This window comes from Pseudomonas sp. SZ57 (assembly GCF_009495975.1).
GTDB classification, from domain to species: Bacteria; Pseudomonadota; Gammaproteobacteria; order Pseudomonadales; family Pseudomonadaceae; genus Aquipseudomonas; species Aquipseudomonas syringae.
In genome coordinates, this window is record NZ_WIBD01000003.1 from 140796 (window position 1) to 156666 (window position 15871).

Genomic DNA, 15871 nt, shown 5'->3' on the forward strand with positions numbered 1-15871 from the left:
ACGCTGTTGAAATGAATAGGATGTTGCATGACCGATCACGCTTTGTTGCTGGTCAATCTGGGTTCGCCTGCTTCTACTCAAGTGGCAGACGTGCGCAGCTATCTGAACCAGTTCCTGATGGATCCTTATGTGATCGACCTGCCATGGCCCGTGCGCAGGCTGTTGGTCTCGCTGATTCTGATCAAGCGGCCCGAGCAGTCCGCGCACGCCTATGCGTCCATCTGGTGGGATGAAGGTTCGCCCCTGGTGGTGCTGAGCAAGCGCCTGCAGCAAGCGATGAAAAAGGAGTGGTCGCACGGACCGGTCGAGCTGGCCATGCGTTATGGCGAGCCGTCCATTGAAACGGTGCTGACGCGGCTGGCAGAGCAGGGCTTCAAGAAAGTCACCCTGGCGCCGCTGTACCCGCAGTTCGCCGACAGCACGGTGACCACGGTCATCGAAGAAGCCAAACGCGTGGTGCGCGCCAAATCGTTGAAGATGCAGTTCTCGGTTCTGCAGCCGTTCTACGATCAGCCCGAGTACCTGAGTGCGCTGGTGGAAAGCGTGCGGCCGCATCTGGAGCAATCTTATGACCATTTGCTGCTGAGCTTTCACGGTCTGCCTGAGCGGCACTTGCACAAGCTCGACCCGACCGGCAAGCATTGCCTGAAGGACGACTGCTGCATGACCGCACCCGCCGAAGTGCTCGCGACCTGCTATCGCGCGCAGTGCATACAGTCGGCGGCGGCGTTCGCCAAGCGTATGGGCATTCCTGACGGCAAGTGGTCGGTGTCGTTCCAGTCACGTTTGGGGCGCGCCAAGTGGATCGAACCCTACACCGAAGCGCATCTGGACGAACTGGCGGCGAAAGGTGTCAGGAAGCTGCTGGTCATGTGCCCGGCGTTCGTGGCTGATTGCATCGAGACGCTGGAAGAGATCGGTGACCGCGGTGCCGAGCAGTTCAAGGAAGCCGGGGGAGAGGAGCTGATCCTGATCCCTTGCCTGAACGACGATCCCAACTGGGCGAAAGAGCTGAACAGGCTGTGCGAGCGTGCGCCGTTGATGTTGTGATGCGCTGAACATCAAAGGCGGACGCAGAGCGTCCGGAATGTCATGTCGGACACAGGCTCACTCCCACAAGGGCGCATCAAGGCAACTGATCATCCAGTTGCTTGTTCTTCCAGCTGTCATTGCCCGGCAGGATCAGGTTCAGGACGATGGCGGTCACTGCGCACAGGGCAATGCCTTTCAGGCCGAAGTCGTTCGGGCCGTTGCCGGTGCCGATCAATACGCCGCCGATCCCGAACACCAGAGTGACCGAGACAATCACCAGGTTGCGCGCTTCGGCCAGGTCGATCTTGTGGCGGATCAGGGTGTTCATGCCCACCGCTGCAATCGAACCGAACAGCAGGCACAGAATGCCGCCCATTACCGGCACCGGAATGCTCTGCAGCAGCGCCCCGAACTTGCCAATGAACGCCAGCGTGATGGCAAAGAACGATGCCCAGATCATGATCTGCGGGTTGTAATTCTTGGTCAGCATCACCGCGCCAGTGACTTCGGCGTAGGTGGTATTGGGCGGGCCGCCGAACAGACCGGCAGCAGTGGTGGCGATGCCGTCGCCGAACAGCGTGCGATGCAGGCCCGGCTTTTTCAGGTAGTCGCGTCCGGTCACGCTGCCGACTGCAATTACTCCGCCGATGTGCTCGATGGCCGGGGCCAGAGCGACCGGGACAATGAACAGAATCGCCTGCCAGTTGAATTCCGGTGCGGTGAAGTGTGGCAAGGCCAGCCAGGCGGCGTCAGCGATCTTTTTGGTATCGACCACACCAAAGTAGAACGACAGTGCGAACCCCACCAGCACGCCGGAGATGATCGGCACCAGACGGAAAATGCCTTTGCCGAACACCGCCACGATCAGCGTGGTCAGCAAGGCGGGCATCGAAATCAGCATGGCGGTTTGATAAGGGATCAACTGCACGCCATCGCCGGACTTGCCCATCGCCATGTTGGCTGCGATCGGCGCCATGGCCAGACCGATCGAGATGATGACCGGCCCGATCACCACCGGAGGCAGCAGGCGGTCGATGAAACCGGTGCCCTTGATCTTCACGGCCAGACCGAGAAAGGTGTACACAAAGCCTGCCGCCATGACGCCGCCCATGGTCGCGGCCAGGCCGAACTGGCCCTTGGCGAGGATGATCGGGGTGATGAAGGCAAAGCTCGAGGCCAGAAAGACCGGCACCTGACGCCCGGTGACAATCTGGAACAACAGCGTACCCAGGCCTGCGGTGAACAGTGCCACGTTCGGATCGAGCCCGGTGATCAGCGGCATCAGGACCAGCGCGCCAAAGGCCACGAAGAGCATTTGTGCGCCGGATAGAATCGTGCGCCACAGTGGATCGTTGAACTCCTGCTGCGTCATCGGGTTACGCGTCCTTCTGCTTGGTGCCGAAAATCTTGTCACCGGCATCGCCCAGGCCCGGAATGATGTAGCCGTGTTCGTTCAGGCGCTCGTCGACGGAAGCGGTGTAGATCATCACGTCCGGGTGCGCTTTCTCTACGGCAGCGATGCCTTCGGGCGCAGCGACCAGAACCATGGCGCGGATTTCCTTGCAGCCAGCCTTCTTCAACAGATCAATGGTGGCGACCATCGAGCTGCCGGTGGCCAGCATCGGGTCGATGATCATCGCCAGACGCTCGTCGATTTCCGGGACCAGTTTTTCCAGGTAGGTGTGCGCCTGCAGGGTTTCTTCGTTGCGGGCCACGCCGACCGCGCTGACCTTGGCGCCCGGGATCAGGCTGAGCACGCCGTCCAGCATGCCGATACCGGCGCGCAGAATCGGCACGACGGTGATTTTCTTGCCCGCGATCTTCTCGACTGACACCGTACCGGCCCAGCCTTGAATGTCGTAACTTTCCAGGGTCAGGTCGGCCGTGGCTTCATAGGTCAGCAGCGCGCCGACTTCCTGAGCCAGCTCACGGAAGTTCTTGGTGCTGATGTCGGCGCGGCGCATAAGGCCGAGCTTGTGGCGGATCAGTGGGTGACGGATCTCACGAATGGGCATGGGGAAAGGCTCCAGCGGGGCAAAAATCGGTCTAGGTTAATCTATTCAGCTGTTACTGTCTTAAAGCGCGTGCAGTATCGTCTCGAAGCTTCGACGTTCGCGGCTTTTGCAAGACACTCGCAACGTTAGTCCAGAATCGCTTGCTCTGGCTTGAACGGATGCGTACCTTTGCCCGCTTTTCTCAAACTGCCTTACCTGGAGAGCGTCATGTCCGCTGATCTCGAGCATATCCGTCAAGTCATGCGCGAAGCTGACTGCCTGTACACCGAGTCCGAAGTGGATGCGGCCATTGCCCGCGTCGGCGCGCAGATCAACGCCGAACTGGCCGAGCGCAATCCTGTTGTGTTCTGTGTCATGAATGGCGGCCTGATTTTCTCCGGCAAGTTGCTCACCCACCTGAACTTCCCGCTGGAAGCGTCCTACCTGCACGCAACGCGCTATCGCAACGAAACCACCGGCGGCGATCTGTTCTGGAAAGCCAAGCCGGAAGTCTCGTTCATGGACCGTGACGTGCTGATCATCGATGACATCCTCGATGAAGGTCACACTCTGGGCGCCATCATCGACTTCTGCAAACACGCCGGTGCCCGCGCTGTGCACACTGCCGTGCTGATCGACAAGGACCACGACCGCAAGGCTCGTCCGGACCTGAAAGCCGACTACGTCGGTCTGCCGTGCATCGACCGTTATATCTTCGGTTTCGGTATGGACTACAAAGGCTACTGGCGTAATGCTGCCGGTATCTATGCGGTCAAAGGGATGTAAGGCATTCTGACGACCGCTTCTGCGAACAGGGGCGGTCGTCGATTGGCAATTATATGGAAACCCTCAATGAAGCTACTGATTCCCGGCGCCGTGGCGTTGGTGCTGTTGTCTGGTGTGGCAGTTGCCGCACCTACTGCGCCGGTATCGGCCAGCCCCATGCACGATCAATACCTGCCGCCTGACGATCTGAGCCTGCGCGAAGGTGTGCCCGAGCAGCAACAGTTGATGCGTGTCACCGAATACACCATCGTTGCCGGTAACCAGCGGCAGTCGAGTCAGCAGCCGATTCCGGTCACTTCGCCCTTGTCGCTGCGCCTCAAGGGCAAGTCGCTGAACAAGGGTGCGTCCATCTCCCAGGTGCTCGTGCACTTCGACGGCGGTGATAGCAAAAGCCTTAAAAAGCCGACCTATGATGAGCCGTCGAGCACGTTGACGCTTTATTACCCGCTGTCCCAGTACCGCGTGCTGGTGGACTTGCTGCGCAACGAGAAGGTCTATTGTCAGTTCCTCAGTTATGCCAACGGGCACATCTGGGCTGATCTGCACACCACCTCTGCACGTGCGCGTTGAGTGCGGCGCTCGCCGGAGGGTAAACTGCCCGCCCGTGAAAGTGTCTGCGACCTGCTGGAGCCTGTAATGCGTAAAGATAAGAAGCAGCTGATTGGCGATGAGATCGGCGATGAGCAGATCAAACTGTTCCTCAACTTCGAGCCGTATGATGCTACCTCGCCGTCGCTGCACAAGCTGATCAAGGCCTACCGTGGGCTGCGCATCAACGATTTCGAACGCTTTCTGGTGTTCTTCAAGGAAGCGGGCCATGACTTCGATGGCAAGGACGAGCACGGCAACGACTTCATCGCCCTGATCAAGGATCAGCGCAATGCTGATGAATACATCGAACTGATCGAGAAAGCCCGCGGTTGACTGTCGTGCCAATGCTCCGCATTGCCAGAGCTGGACGCAGAGCGTCCGGAACTGCATTCCCACGCGGAGCTCTCAGTCGTTATACACACGTCCTAGAGCGCCCGGAATAACGGGCTTCCGAGCTTCTGCCCAGAGGGCGTGGGAGCGAACTTGTTCGCGAAGACGGTGTTTTAGTCGATGCATTTTCGGCGATTATACGACCCCCTTCGCGAACAAGTTCGCTCCCACGGCCTTCGGCCAGAATCCAAAACAGACTTGCGTATAACACTGAGCGCAAAGCGTGAGGACGAACGCTGCAGTTATTTGCGCGCCTGATACGCCTTGCCGTAATGCCGCTCCAGTCGTGACTGCAACAACTCCAGCCCGATCGACATGATCCAGTACAGCACCGCTGCGGTGGTCAGCATTTCGATGTATCGATAGCTGGAGCGGCCGTAAGACTGGGCCAGAAACATCACTTCCCAGACGCCCATCACTGAAATCAGTGAAGAATCCTTGAGCATGGAGATGAACTGGTTGGTGGTCGGCGGAATGATCGTGCGCATGGCCTGGGGCAGGGTGACGCGCCAGAAGATATGCGCCGGGCGCAATGCCAGGGCCAGTGCGGCTTCACGTTGTCCTGCAGAGACGCCGATGATGCCGGCACGGAAAATCTCGCTCAGGTACGCCCCGTAGTTGAGCGACAGCGCGATCACTCCCGCCGTGATGGCTCCGGGCACGATGCCGAGTTGTGGCAGACCGAGATAGATCAGCAGGATCTGAATCAACAATGGCGTGCCGCGAAAGAACGAGGCGTAGAAGCTGGCGATGCCGAACGCCACCGCGCTGCTGGAAAGCCGCGCGAGTGCCGTGACAAAGCCGAGTGCGACCGAAACCACGATCGAGCACACCGACACGAATAATGTCAGCGCCGCGCCCTGCAGAAAGCCGTTGGGGGCCAGATGCAGTCCGATCAGGTTCGGCAGCTTGTCGAGGATGATCGACAGCTTCAGGTCGAAGCTCAGGAAGAAGCCGGCGAACAGGACGAACATGACCAGCCAGGTCAGGTAAAGCCGTGTGCGGAAGCCGAAAACTCGCTTGAGCAGGCTCTGTTCGGCCTGCTCGGGTGGGCGCTGGGGCTGAAAGGAAGTCATTTGCTGATGTCAGCACCGATCCACTTTTGCGACAGCTTGCTCAGGGTGCCGTCGCTCTTGAGTTCGGCAAAGACTTGGCGAACCTTGGCGTCCCATTCCGGATCGTCTTTTTCGATGGCTACCGAGTTGGGTTCTTCATACAGCGGCTCGCCTGCCAGTTTGAAGCGCTTGTCCTGATCCAGGCGCGGTTTTGCGGTCACCAGATTGGTGAGTATCGCGTCCAGCCGCTTGCCGGCACCCAGCCCGAGGTCTTGAAAGGCCACGTTGTCGTTGTCGTACGGAGCGATCTGCACGTCTTCGAACGGGTACTGCAGTGGCTTGTCTTCGGCGCCATCAATGACCAGATTCTTGTTCAGGTAACTTTCGTAGCTGGAGGCGCTGGTCAGACCGACCTTCTTGCCGCTCAGGTCCTTGGCCGAATGGATACTATCATCCGAGGCGTTGACCACGATCACCGCAGGCGAGGCGTAGTACTCGACCGGGAAGTTGAACACTTCGGCGCGGGCCTTGCTCGGCGTCATCGAGCAGACGCAGATGTCATAACGGCCGCTCCAGTGGCCCGCGGCGATCACGTCCCAGGACGGTGTTTCGAGGCGCAGCTTGACGCCCAGTTTCTGCGCCACGGCCTTGGCGACGTCGACATCGAAGCCGTCCAGTTCATTCTTGTCATTCAGGAAAGAGAAGGGCGGGTAACTTTCCATGAGAACGTTGACCAGCTCTTTGTTTTTCTGCACGCGATCCAGCGTGGCGCCGGCCAGAACTTGCGTGGAGGCTGCCAGAGTGACCAGGCCGATGCCCAGCAGAGCGCGATAGTTCACAGATATCCCCTGAAAAAGTGTTTGTAGTTTGATGAAAGGGCCGTATTAAATACGTTATACAAGACTGACTCATAATGAGTTTTTTTCATATACATATAAGCAGATCACATATGAAGCTAGGCACAACTGTAATTCTCGATGGCGGCATGGGCCGTGAGCTGCAGCGTCGCGGAGCCCCGTTTCGCCAGCCTGAATGGTCGGCGCTGGCATTGAGTGAAGCACCGGAAGCAGTCAGTGCGGTGCACGCCGCTTATATCGAAAGTGGTGCTCGGGTCATTACCAGTAACAGCTACGCCGTCGTGCCGTTTCATATTGGCGAAGAACGTTTTGCCCGCGAAGGTGAGGCATTGGCAGCACTGGCCGGGCAACTGGCGCGCGAGTCGGCCGATGCGTCTGGCGGACGCGCCCGGGTGGCCGGCTCCATTCCGCCGCTGTTCGGTTCCTATCGCCCTGACCTGTACCAGCCAGAACTGGCTGCCAACGTTCTGAAACCACTGGTTGCCGGGCTGTCGCCGTATGTCGACCTGTGGCTGGCCGAAACCCAGAGCTGCATTCTCGAAGCGCAGACCATCCGCGCCGGGCTGCCCAATGACGGCAAACCGTTCTGGCTGTCGTTCACCCTGCAGGATGAAGACACTGACGAGGTTCCGCGCCTGCGCTCAGGCGAGCCGGTCGCCGACGCCGCCAGGGCTGCCGCAGCAATGGGCGTCGCCACGCTGCTGTTCAACTGCAGCCAGCCAGAGGTGATCGGTGGCGCAATCGATGCGGCGCGAGAGGTGTTCACGTCGCTGAACGTCGACATTGCCATCGGCGCGTACGCCAACGCCTTCCCGCCGCAACCCAAGGACGCCACCGCCAACGACGGCCTGGATGAGCTGCGTGAAGACCTTGACCCGCAGGGCTATCAGCAGTGGGCGGCAGACTGGGTCAAGCGCGGCGCCACGCACATTGGCGGCTGCTGCGGGATTGGCCCGGAGCACATTGCCGTACTGTCCAGAAGCCTCTGACCGGCGCCTGCAATAAACGCAATAAAAAGCCCCGTGGCTGGTAAAGGCTCACGGGGCTTTTTGTGACAGCACAGCAGCAGTCGGGTCAGGCGAAGCTGTGTTCCTGGCTGCTTTTCTCGACCAGCTCCAGCGCCTCGTCGTTCTGCGCGCTGATGCGCTCGTAGAGCGGCGCATCGGTTTCGAGGATCTTCTCCCGGGCCGGGAAAATCTCTTCGAGCTTGGTCGCCCATTCCGTGCGGGTTTTCTCCGGGAAGCAGCGCTCGATCAGTTCAAGCATGATCGACACAGTTACCGAAGCGCCGGGCGAAGCGCCGAGCAGTGCGGCCAGCGAGCCATCCTGTGCAGACACCAGCTCGGTGCCGAATTGCAGCACGCCGCCTTTTTTCGCGTCTTTCTTGATGATCTGCACGCGCTGACCGGCGATTTCGAGGCGCCAGTCTTCGGCTTTCGCTTCCGGATAGAAGCGGCGCAGCGATTCCAGGCGTTGCTCCATCGATTGCATCACTTCGCTGACCAAGTATTTGGTCAGGTCCATGTTGTCGCGCGCCACCGCCAGCATCGGTTTGATGTTGGCCACGCGGACCGACAGCGGCAGGTCGAGGTACGAGCCGTGTTTCAGGAACTTGGTGGTGAAACCGGCATAAGGTCCGAACAGCAGGGACTTCTTGCCATCGACCACGCGGGTATCCAGATGCGGGACGGACATTGGCGGCGAGCCCACGGCAGCCTGGCTGTAGACCTTGGCCTGGTGGTGCTTGACCACTTCCGGGTTGTCGCAACGCAGCCACTGGCCGCTGACCGGGAAGCCGCCAAAGCCCTTGCTTTCTTCAATGCCCGACAACTGCAACAGCGGCAACGCTGCGCCACCGGCACCGAGGAACACGAACTTGGCATCTATCTCACGCGTGCCGCCGCCATTCACATCCTTGACGCTGACGGTCCAGCCAGCGCCGTTGCGGGTCAGATTGGTCACCCGGCTGCGGTACTTGATCTGCGTGCCTGGAGCGCTGGTCAGGTGGCCGAGCAGTTGATTGGTCAGCGCGCCAAAGTTGACGTCGGTGCCGTTCATCATGCGCGTTGCGGCAATTTTTTCGTCCGCAGGCCGGCCAGGCATCATCAATGGCATCCACTCGGCCAGCGTTGCCTTGTCCTCGGTGTATTCCATCGAAGAGAAGGCGTGATGCTTGCTCATGGCTTCAAAACGGGTCTTGAGGAACGAGACGCCTTTTTCGCCCTGTACGAAGCTCAGGTGCGGAACCGGGTTGATGAATGAGCGAGCTGAACCAAAGGTGCCCTTGCGCGCCAGGTAGGCCCAGAACTGTTTCGAGACTTCGAACTGGGTGTTGATGTGTACCGCTTTCTTGATGTCGATGGAGCCATCAGCCGCAGGCGGCGTGTAGTTCAGCTCGCACAGACCGGCGTGGCCGGTGCCGGCGTTGTTCCACGGGTTGGAACTCTCCGCAGCACCGGAATCCATCAGCTCAACGACTTCCAGCGTGATGCCGGGGTCGAGCTCTTTTAGCAATACCGCCAGAGTGGCACTCATGATGCCCGCTCCGACCAGTACTACATCGACTGCTTCGTTATGCGCCATTAACGCGTCTCCAAAATCTGCAGCACCAAATTGACGGCATACGATCCTGAGGCTGTTTGCCAGGTGTTCGTGGGCTGAATCAAGCGTCTACCCTCGTTTGCCTGGCCAGGATCGCCTGACCGATTCTTCGCAATTTTTCGCATCCAAAGCGCAGGTCCCGGTCAGGCCCGGTCATGGTTCATCAATACTTCATGAACGCATTTCCAGGCCTGCGAGGCCATTCGACCATCGTCAGGGAGCCCCTTTTGCAACGGGCGCCTGTCGATGGCGTCAGGCTCCGGTCATGGAGGCGCAGTCGCGGTCAGTCCTGTTCAAGAGAGCCGGTTCAGACGCTGATGGTGCATTTACAAACGCGTACCTATTCATTTGCTCGCCACACTCTTGTGAAGTAGTGAAACCCGTTTTTCGCGTCCTTTTGGGAACGCGAACCAAACCTCGAAATGGCTGCGATGACAGCGCTGGCAGGTCAGGCGCATAAAGAGTGAGGCGCTGACCGGCAAGAAAGGTTCGATATGATTCGAGCATTCTTCACCTTTCATCGAGCACACTCGTGCGCAAATGACCTGTGTGGGCGGCTCTCTGTGGGCATTACGAAGGCGCTAATACGGCGATTAGCAGTGCTGCGAGGCCCGATCAGGAGACGTCCTTATAATCGGGGGGAGATTATAGCGATGAAATGGCAGGAATTGATCGCTTTAAATGACTTTTATTCGCTCCCCGGTCAGGCGGTGAGCAACTGGCCGCGCGTTGAGCGTTCGCTACGCTGCGTCATGCGTGCGCTGGCGGGCAGTGGCTGATTCAGCCAGCTGAGCCGTTGCTCGGTCACTTCGACCCATTCCACGCCATTCGGACGTTGTGCGCAGTGTTTGAACGCACGGCAGACGCCCGCCTGATCGATACGCGCGTAGTGGCGATGCTGGGGACGTGCAGTGAACAGAGACCGGAACAGATTCATGGCGCAGCTCCTGTGACGTGAATGAGCGTCTGTGCGATGGAGGCGAGTCTGCCGTGTGGATGTGACGCCCTGATTACACCGTGCCGGATGAATCTTGCCCTGCGTTGCGGCGTGAACCCCGATGCGTGGCGAATGTCCGAGGCTTAACGGTCAGTGGCCTCTGGTTAGCGGCTGTGACAGGCCGCTATACTGCGGCACATTCAGTGTCTGGCCCATGGAGAAATGAGCATGCTGCGTCGCATTTTGTTCGGTTTGCTTGCTGTAAGCAGTTTGACCCTGGTGGGCTGTGCCCACAGCCCACAACAACTCAGCCCCACGCCCAAGCTCAATGCGCAGCTGGCAGCGGTAGGGCGCGGGCAGCCTGTGGTGGTGCGTGTCGTCGACGGCCGTCCTGGCCCGACACTGGGCACGCGCGGTGGCATGTACCCGGAAACCAGTTCGATCAGCGTCACCGGTGCCGACATCGTTCCCAAGCTTCAGGCTCAGGCTGAAGCCGCCGTGCGCCTGCTGGGCTTTACGCCGACCCAGGGCGGCAGCGCTCCGCAGTTGACCGTGACCCTGGCAGACCTGAAGTACCAGTCGCCGAAGGAAGGTCTGTACGTGACTGAAGCCACCATCAGCTCGACGTTCCGCGCTGACGTGCGCAATAACGGTCGCACCTACAGTGGTCGTTACGCCGCATCGCTGGATCAGCGTTTCGGTATGGCGCCGAATCAGGAAACCAACACCAAGCTGGTGAGCGACGTGTTGAGCGACGCACTGACCCGCGTCTTCCAGGACCCGACCATCGGTTCGACCCTGTCGCAGTAAGCCTCTAACCATTGCGATAAAAAGCCCGGCCCCTGTTGAAGGGGCCGGGCTTTTTGCTGTTCCGGGTTTGGTATCAAGCCGCCTGTTGGTAAAAGTCGAGGAAACTCAAGCCCGTGTCCTGATCCAGATCCGGCAGATCATGATGAACATGCCCGCCCAGTGCACAGTAGACCAGCCAGTGGCGGTCCTGAACATTGAAGGCCAGGCCATCGATCAACTCCTGCTGCTCATCGCTTGGGGCGATGAGATAAAGGCGATCCTGATTTTTTGCATGCAGCATGACAAGCTCCAAAGAGAGGGAAGTCCGTTTCTCGAGGAGCCACACAATGCAGGCGAAGTATGACGCTGGGGTGACAGCGGCAGAGAATTGTCATGCAGGATGTTTCGAGGGCGCATGACCACGCGGAGCCTGGGCGTGATACGTGCTCGCCCGTACACCTGTCGTTCCTCACACTCCAGCGTGGGAAAGCCTTGGGTGACGCTCTGCGTCATGGCGCTGAAGCGCTCAAGACCGGGCGCAGAGCGCCCGGAGCGGCAGCATGGGCACGATAGACGTTCCAGGTCTTAAAGCGCCAGCCCTGCCTTGACGCGGTACTGGTTGCGTACCGGGGTCGCGTATTGCTGAATCATGTAAGGGCGGTGCTCGATCGGTGTGCCTGCCAGGCGGGTTTCCCACTCTTCCCTGGCGCGCTCGAGTTCATCGGCCGGGAACAGCGCTTCGGCCTTCGGCACTTCAAGCGCCGGATCTGCATCGTTCCACTGTGCGTACGCCAGGTAATGCACCGGGAACAGCCGATAGCCGCCGAGAATCTGCCGGTCCATCTCTATGGCCAGTTGCTTGGTGTCCTCGAAATGCTCGGTGATCGGCGCTGCGAAGTTCACATGCACACGGCCTTTATAGCCGGTGATCCCCAGGGCAATGCTCACGTCGTCTTCGCCCGGCGTCTTGGTGTAGACGCCGGTTGTCGCACGAATGTACAGCTCGCGGGCCTTGGCGCTGTCGCATGGATCATATTCGTAGCTGATCGACACCGGGATCAGGTTCAGCGAACGAATCACGTCGCCAAACGGCTCATCCTTGCGGCTCATGTGGAACATCTTGAGGATCGCCGACTCGGTACGGTCGTCACCGTCCTTGGCGCGGCCCTCGGCCTGAGCGATCCAGATCGACTGGCAGTCTTGGGTGATCGAGTGATTGATGTACGCCGACAGCAATTGATAAGCCGCCATTTTCTCGCGCCGCCCGATGATCGAGCGGTGCACGATGAAGCTCTTGTTCAGACGCATCAGGTCGCTGACGAATGGCTTTTGCAGCAGGTTGTCGCCAATCGCGATGCGCGGGGTGGGCAGGCCTGCGTGGTACACGGCGTAGTTGACGAACGCCGGGTCCATGACGATATCGCGATGGTTGGCCAGAAACAGGTAGGCGCAACCGGACTTCAGCTGTTCGACGCCGGTGTAGGTGACCCCGTCCGTGGCGCGTTCGATGGTGTGGTCGACGTAATATTCGACTTTGTCCTGCAGCGTGGCGACCGAGTCGATACCGGCAAATTCGCGGCGCAGCTTGCGCGCCAGGGTGGGCTGCAGCAGCCAGCCGAATGCGCCCGCCAGGCGTGGAAAGCGGAATCGGGTCAGAATGGCGAGAAAGGCTTTGTCGCTCAGCAGACGTGCCAAGACGGCGGGGACTTCTGCATCGTTGTAAGGTCGGATGGCATCAAATTCGCCCATCATGCTCTCTTGTTTGAATCGAATAGGGTAAAAAGAAGACGGATTTGTTAAAACTGCCTTCTGAAGAATGGGTCAATTATACGCATAACTGATCCCGGAGACCGTGATGCAGGAATTACAGAGTTACGACTGCCCTTATTGCGGCGAACCTGTCGAAGCCGTACTGGACCTTTCCGGCGGCGATCAACAGTACATTGAAGACTGTCCGGTCTGTTGCCGCCCGATCGTTTTCGACCTGCAGACCGACGGCGAAGACTGGAATCTGGACGTTCGCAGCGAGAACGAGTGATGCAGAAGATCTACGAGCCCGAGAACCTGATGGAGGCCGAGTTGCTGCTGGCGATGCTTGCCAGCGAAGGTGTCAACGCGCACCTGGCCGGTCGCGATCTGCTCGGGGCGATGGGCGAACTGCCGGGGCTGGGGCTTCTGGCCCTCAAGGTCGAAGATGCGCAGGTCGCTCGCGCACGAGCGTTGATCACTGCGTACAATAGCGCTTCGCCCCTGTCTGGCGATGAGCCGGACGACTTCCCCGATGTACTGGTGTGCTGAGCACCTTCAAACGAGTCTGATTAGCCCCCATGTGTGGACGCTACGCCCTGTTTCGCTGGACCCCCGCCTTTGCCGCCTTGCCCGGTTTTCCTGCCGATCAGCAGGCGCAATGGAATATTTCGCCAGCCGACTGGGTGTTGATCATGCGTGCCGCCGAAAATGCTGACGGTATCGAACTGGTGCGCGCGCGCTGGGGCCTGACCCCGGCCTGGCTCACCGACCTGTCGAAAACGCCTGCCCATGCTCGCGCTGAGACGGTGGCCGAGCAGCCGATGTTTCGCGATGCCTTCACCCATCGCCGCTGTCTGCTCCCCGCCAACGGCTTCTACGAATGGCGTGGCACGGTGCGCAAGCGTCCTTTCTGGCTGACGCCGGGGGAGGGCGCCGCACTGTTTTTCGCCGCGATCTGGGAAGCCTATCCGGTGCAGGGGCATACGTACCTGAGCGTCGCGGTGGTCACCCAGGCGGCTGCGACCCAGCGTCGGCCGTTGATTCTGGACGCCAAAGGCCAGAAAGACTGGCTGGCCGCCGACACGCCGCTGCCGACCCTGCAAGCGTTGCTGGCTGCCCCGCAGACGGCGCTGCGCGAACGGCCTTTGGCCAATCTGGTTAATGATCCGAAGCTGAATGCCCCCGAGTGCCTCACGCCGCTAAGTTAGTCGGGCAAGGCAAAAAACACCGAATCGGACAAATCCGATATCCGCGTTGAAGTACATCTGATACAAACTGGACACACCTGCGGGAACCATCCACCCCTGTCAAAGACCAAGATGCCAGTTGGCCGGTATCTGGCGCAGAGGTCTGCCCCGGGACTGACCGTTTCATACACAAGGAGATACACCATGCGTCCTTCATTTGCCTTCTGTGCCTTGAGCGCTGCGTTGCTGCTCGGCGGGTGTCAGGCAGTCAATACCACGAGTGGCGACTCGGTCGGTGTGGAGCGCAAACAGTACATGTTCAGCATGCTCTCCACGGATGAAGTCAACAAAATGTACGCCCAGTCCTACCAGCAGACCGTTGGCGAGGCGACCAGCAAAGGGGTGCTGGACACCACCAGCGCCAATGCCAAGCGGGTTCATGCAATCGCCAATCGACTGATTGCCCAGGCGCCCAAATTGCGGCCTGATTCGGCGCAGTGGCAGTGGGAAGTCAACCTGATCAAGAGCGACGAGCTGAACGCCAACTGTGGTCCTGGTGGCAAGATCATTGTCTACAGTGGCCTGATCGATACCCTCAAACTGACCGACGATGAAATCGCGGCGGTCATGGGCCACGAGATCGCCCATGCCTTGCGCGAGCACGGGCGTGAAGCGATGTCCAAGGCATACGGTGTTTCAATGGCCAAGCAGGGCGCAGGCGCCTTGCTGGGATTGGGACAGGACAGCCTGGCGTTGGCAGACACCGTGGTCAACTACAGCCTGACGCTGCCCAACAGCCGCAGTAACGAAAACGAAGCCGATCTGCTCGGTCTGGAACTGGCCGCACGCGCCGGTTACAACCCGAATGCGGCGATCACCCTGTGGCAGAAGATGACCCAGAACTCCGGTGGTTCGCAGCCTGAGTTCATGAGCACTCACCCGGCCTCGGAAAGTCGCATCGCTTCGTTGCAGGCTGCGATACCGAAAGTCATGCCGCTGTATCAGAAAGCCGCTAAATCCTGAGTGGATGAGTCGCCCGTAGCGTTGCGAGTGTTTTCGCAACGCTACGGGCCAGCATCACACCCAGCCGCTGACTTGCATTGCCTTGTAAACCGCTACCAGCGCCAGCACGAAGAACGCGCAGGCAGCCAGTCGGCGGATCAGGGTCAGCGGCAGCTTCTCGGCGGCGAAATTGCCCGCCAGCACCACCGGCACATTGGCCAGCAGCATGCCCACCGTGGTGCCCAGAATGACCAGCCACAGATAGGAATACTGCGCCGCCAGCATCACCGTGGCGATCTGCGTCTTGTCACCGATTTCAGCGATGAAGAACGTGATCAGCGTAGTCATGAACGGACCGAACTTGCGTGCCGTGCTGGCCTCGTCATCGTCCATCTTGTCCGGAACCAGTGTCCACAGCGCCGTGGCGGTAAAACTGGCGGCGAGGATCCAGTGCAGCACTGCGTCCGACAGATAACTGCTGAACCAGGCACCTACAGCGCCGGCTGCTGCATGGTTGGCCAGCGTTGCGGCGACGATACCGGCGATGATCGGCCATGGCTTGCGAAAGCGCGCAGCGAGAATGAGCGCGAGCAACTGCGTCTTGTCACCGATTTCGGCGAGCGCGACCACTGCGGTAGGGACTAAGAATGATTCCAGCATCAGGTTTCCTAAGGGGCGGGCCGACACGGCTATGACACGTACGACCTCCCCGCCCCGGGTAAGGTGTTCGTGTCATAGGTCTTGTCAAACCACCGATCCGTCTGAGCGGATTCCGGGTCGCACGTACCATGGTCTGAGGACCAAGTATGTTGATACGTGCCGGACGAGCATGGCGCTCGTGGGAGACTACTCCCCTAGGACGGAGCGGATTCTGCCTCCGCGAAAACGTTTCGGCAAGTGC

At 59.6% G+C, this 15871-nt stretch carries 20 protein-coding genes and 1 riboswitch; of the genes, 10 read left to right on the top strand and 10 right to left on the bottom strand.

Features of this window, described 5'->3' with window-relative positions; translation table 11 throughout:
• The first annotated feature begins 27 nt into the window (after positions 1-27).
• On the top strand, positions 28-1050 hold the full coding sequence (gene hemH / locus GE543_RS04270; protein WP_003408660.1) for a ferrochelatase: 1023 nt from the start codon (positions 28-30) through the stop codon (positions 1048-1050).
• 76 nt (positions 1051-1126) lie between these two features.
• Here the strand turns inward: hemH and GE543_RS04275 are convergent, their stop codons facing one another.
• Positions 1127-2404: a uracil-xanthine permease family protein gene (locus GE543_RS04275; protein WP_003408661.1), complete on the bottom strand. Its 1278-nt coding sequence runs from the start codon at positions 2402-2404 to the stop codon at positions 1127-1129.
• Between the two features lie 4 nt (positions 2405-2408).
• A complete protein-coding gene (gene upp / locus GE543_RS04280) occupies positions 2409-3047 on the bottom strand; it encodes a uracil phosphoribosyltransferase (protein WP_003408662.1) in 639 nt (212 codons plus the stop codon).
• 207 nt (positions 3048-3254) lie between these two features.
• On the opposite strand from upp, the gene GE543_RS04285 reads away from it, so the two are divergent.
• The 3 genes from GE543_RS04285 to GE543_RS04295 all read left to right on the top strand — a co-directional run bounded on the left by GE543_RS04285 (position 3255) and on the right by GE543_RS04295 (position 4736).
• The gene (locus GE543_RS04285; RefSeq protein ID WP_003421702.1) at positions 3255-3812 is read left to right on the top strand and encodes a hypoxanthine-guanine phosphoribosyltransferase; all 558 of its coding nucleotides are present in this window, start codon (positions 3255-3257) and stop codon (positions 3810-3812) included.
• 66 nt (positions 3813-3878) lie between these two features.
• Positions 3879-4382, top strand: a complete 504-nt coding sequence (locus tag GE543_RS04290; protein WP_153220882.1) for a hypothetical protein — start codon at positions 3879-3881, stop codon at positions 4380-4382.
• Positions 4383-4448: 66 nt separating this feature from the next.
• A complete protein-coding gene (locus tag GE543_RS04295) occupies positions 4449-4736 on the top strand; it encodes a PA4642 family protein (protein WP_004419120.1) in 288 nt (95 codons plus the stop codon).
• Between the two features lie 299 nt (positions 4737-5035).
• Here the strand turns inward: GE543_RS04295 and GE543_RS04305 are convergent, their stop codons facing one another.
• Entirely contained in the window at positions 5036-5869 is an 834-nt protein-coding gene (locus tag GE543_RS04305; RefSeq protein WP_153220884.1) for an amino acid ABC transporter permease, read from the bottom strand.
• Entirely contained in the window at positions 5866-6687 is an 822-nt protein-coding gene (locus GE543_RS04310) for an ABC transporter substrate-binding protein (RefSeq protein WP_371927090.1), read from the bottom strand. Before GE543_RS04310 ends, GE543_RS04305 begins: the two co-directional genes overlap by 4 nt.
• A gap of 110 nt (positions 6688-6797) precedes the next feature.
• Here GE543_RS04310 and GE543_RS04315 point away from each other — a divergent pair, with 110 nt between their 5' ends.
• Positions 6798-7694, top strand: coding sequence for a homocysteine S-methyltransferase family protein (locus GE543_RS04315; protein WP_178118542.1), 897 nt, complete (start codon positions 6798-6800; stop codon positions 7692-7694).
• Positions 7695-7779: 85 nt separating this feature from the next.
• Here GE543_RS04315 and mqo read toward each other — a convergent pair whose 3' ends face one another.
• The 3 genes from mqo to GE543_RS04330 all read right to left on the bottom strand — a co-directional run bounded on the left by mqo (position 7780) and on the right by GE543_RS04330 (position 10243).
• A complete protein-coding gene (gene mqo / locus GE543_RS04320) occupies positions 7780-9288 on the bottom strand; it encodes a malate dehydrogenase (quinone) (protein ID WP_003408666.1) in 1509 nt (502 codons plus the stop codon).
• Positions 9289-9650: 362 nt separating this feature from the next.
• A complete protein-coding gene (locus GE543_RS27235; RefSeq protein ID WP_153220886.1) occupies positions 9651-9827 on the bottom strand; it encodes a hypothetical protein in 177 nt (58 codons plus the stop codon).
• Positions 9828-10009: 182 nt separating this feature from the next.
• Positions 10010-10243, bottom strand: a complete 234-nt coding sequence (locus tag GE543_RS04330) for a hypothetical protein (RefSeq protein WP_153220887.1) — start codon at positions 10241-10243, stop codon at positions 10010-10012.
• A 228-nt stretch (positions 10244-10471) separates the two neighbouring features.
• Between GE543_RS04330 and GE543_RS04335 the strand changes: the two genes are divergently transcribed.
• Positions 10472-11053 carry a YajG family lipoprotein gene (locus GE543_RS04335; protein WP_003408667.1) on the top strand — a complete coding sequence of 194 codons (582 nt, stop codon included), beginning with the start codon at positions 10472-10474 and terminating at the stop codon, positions 11051-11053.
• A gap of 73 nt (positions 11054-11126) precedes the next feature.
• Here the strand turns inward: GE543_RS04335 and GE543_RS04340 are convergent, their stop codons facing one another.
• The gene (locus tag GE543_RS04340) at positions 11127-11333 is read right to left on the bottom strand and encodes a hypothetical protein (RefSeq protein ID WP_003346138.1); all 207 of its coding nucleotides are present in this window, start codon (positions 11331-11333) and stop codon (positions 11127-11129) included.
• Positions 11334-11617: 284 nt separating this feature from the next.
• Positions 11618-12784: a 1-acyl-sn-glycerol-3-phosphate acyltransferase gene (locus tag GE543_RS04350; protein ID WP_100072302.1), complete on the bottom strand. Its 1167-nt coding sequence runs from the start codon at positions 12782-12784 to the stop codon at positions 11618-11620.
• A gap of 103 nt (positions 12785-12887) precedes the next feature.
• Here GE543_RS04350 and GE543_RS04355 point away from each other — a divergent pair, with 103 nt between their 5' ends.
• The 4 genes from GE543_RS04355 (at position 12888) to GE543_RS04370 (ending at position 14991) form a co-directional block, all read left to right on the top strand.
• A complete protein-coding gene (locus GE543_RS04355) occupies positions 12888-13070 on the top strand; it encodes a CPXCG motif-containing cysteine-rich protein (protein ID WP_003318204.1) in 183 nt (60 codons plus the stop codon).
• On the top strand, positions 13070-13330 hold the full coding sequence (locus GE543_RS04360) for a putative signal transducing protein (protein WP_003346143.1): 261 nt from the start codon (positions 13070-13072) through the stop codon (positions 13328-13330). The genes GE543_RS04355 and GE543_RS04360 overlap by 1 nt, the downstream gene beginning before the upstream one ends.
• Positions 13331-13359: 29 nt before the next feature.
• Complete coding sequence (locus GE543_RS04365; protein ID WP_003365552.1) at positions 13360-13989, top strand: SOS response-associated peptidase; 630 nt, start codon at positions 13360-13362, stop codon at positions 13987-13989.
• Positions 13990-14172: 183 nt separating this feature from the next.
• A complete protein-coding gene (locus GE543_RS04370; protein ID WP_100072300.1) occupies positions 14173-14991 on the top strand; it encodes a M48 family metallopeptidase in 819 nt (272 codons plus the stop codon).
• 54 nt (positions 14992-15045) lie between these two features.
• Here GE543_RS04370 and GE543_RS04375 read toward each other — a convergent pair whose 3' ends face one another.
• Positions 15046-15630, bottom strand: coding sequence for a TMEM165/GDT1 family protein (locus GE543_RS04375; RefSeq protein WP_003415077.1), 585 nt, complete (start codon positions 15628-15630; stop codon positions 15046-15048).
• 13 nt (positions 15631-15643) lie between these two features.
• Positions 15644-15837, bottom strand: a riboswitch (yybP-ykoY riboswitch).
• Positions 15838-15871 lie beyond the last annotated feature (34 nt).

Coding starts and splice junctions, on each gene's coding strand:
- GE543_RS04290 (WP_153220882.1), top strand. CDS start 3,879: ATGAAGCTACTGATTCCCGGCGCCGTGGCGTTGGTGCTGTTGTCTGGT.
- GE543_RS04335 (WP_003408667.1), top strand. CDS start 10,472: ATGCTGCGTCGCATTTTGTTCGGTTTGCTTGCTGTAAGCAGTTTGACC.
- GE543_RS04350 (WP_100072302.1), bottom strand. CDS start 12,784: ATGATGGGCGAATTTGATGCCATCCGACCTTACAACGATGCAGAAGTC.
- GE543_RS04370 (WP_100072300.1), top strand. CDS start 14,173: ATGCGTCCTTCATTTGCCTTCTGTGCCTTGAGCGCTGCGTTGCTGCTC.
- GE543_RS04275 (WP_003408661.1), bottom strand. CDS start 2,404: ATGACGCAGCAGGAGTTCAACGATCCACTGTGGCGCACGATTCTATCC.
- GE543_RS27235 (WP_153220886.1), bottom strand. CDS start 9,827: ATGAAAGGTGAAGAATGCTCGAATCATATCGAACCTTTCTTGCCGGTC.
- GE543_RS04365 (WP_003365552.1), top strand. CDS start 13,360: ATGTGTGGACGCTACGCCCTGTTTCGCTGGACCCCCGCCTTTGCCGCC.
- upp (WP_003408662.1), bottom strand. CDS start 3,047: ATGCCCATTCGTGAGATCCGTCACCCACTGATCCGCCACAAGCTCGGC.
- GE543_RS04285 (WP_003421702.1), top strand. CDS start 3,255: ATGTCCGCTGATCTCGAGCATATCCGTCAAGTCATGCGCGAAGCTGAC.
- GE543_RS04375 (WP_003415077.1), bottom strand. CDS start 15,630: ATGCTGGAATCATTCTTAGTCCCTACCGCAGTGGTCGCGCTCGCCGAA.
- mqo (WP_003408666.1), bottom strand. CDS start 9,288: ATGGCGCATAACGAAGCAGTCGATGTAGTACTGGTCGGAGCGGGCATC.
- GE543_RS04355 (WP_003318204.1), top strand. CDS start 12,888: ATGCAGGAATTACAGAGTTACGACTGCCCTTATTGCGGCGAACCTGTC.
- GE543_RS04340 (WP_003346138.1), bottom strand. CDS start 11,333: ATGCTGCATGCAAAAAATCAGGATCGCCTTTATCTCATCGCCCCAAGC.
- GE543_RS04315 (WP_178118542.1), top strand. CDS start 6,798: ATGAAGCTAGGCACAACTGTAATTCTCGATGGCGGCATGGGCCGTGAG.
- GE543_RS04360 (WP_003346143.1), top strand. CDS start 13,070: ATGCAGAAGATCTACGAGCCCGAGAACCTGATGGAGGCCGAGTTGCTG.
- GE543_RS04295 (WP_004419120.1), top strand. CDS start 4,449: ATGCGTAAAGATAAGAAGCAGCTGATTGGCGATGAGATCGGCGATGAG.
- GE543_RS04330 (WP_153220887.1), bottom strand. CDS start 10,243: ATGAATCTGTTCCGGTCTCTGTTCACTGCACGTCCCCAGCATCGCCAC.
- GE543_RS04305 (WP_153220884.1), bottom strand. CDS start 5,869: ATGACTTCCTTTCAGCCCCAGCGCCCACCCGAGCAGGCCGAACAGAGC.
- hemH (WP_003408660.1), top strand. CDS start 28: ATGACCGATCACGCTTTGTTGCTGGTCAATCTGGGTTCGCCTGCTTCT.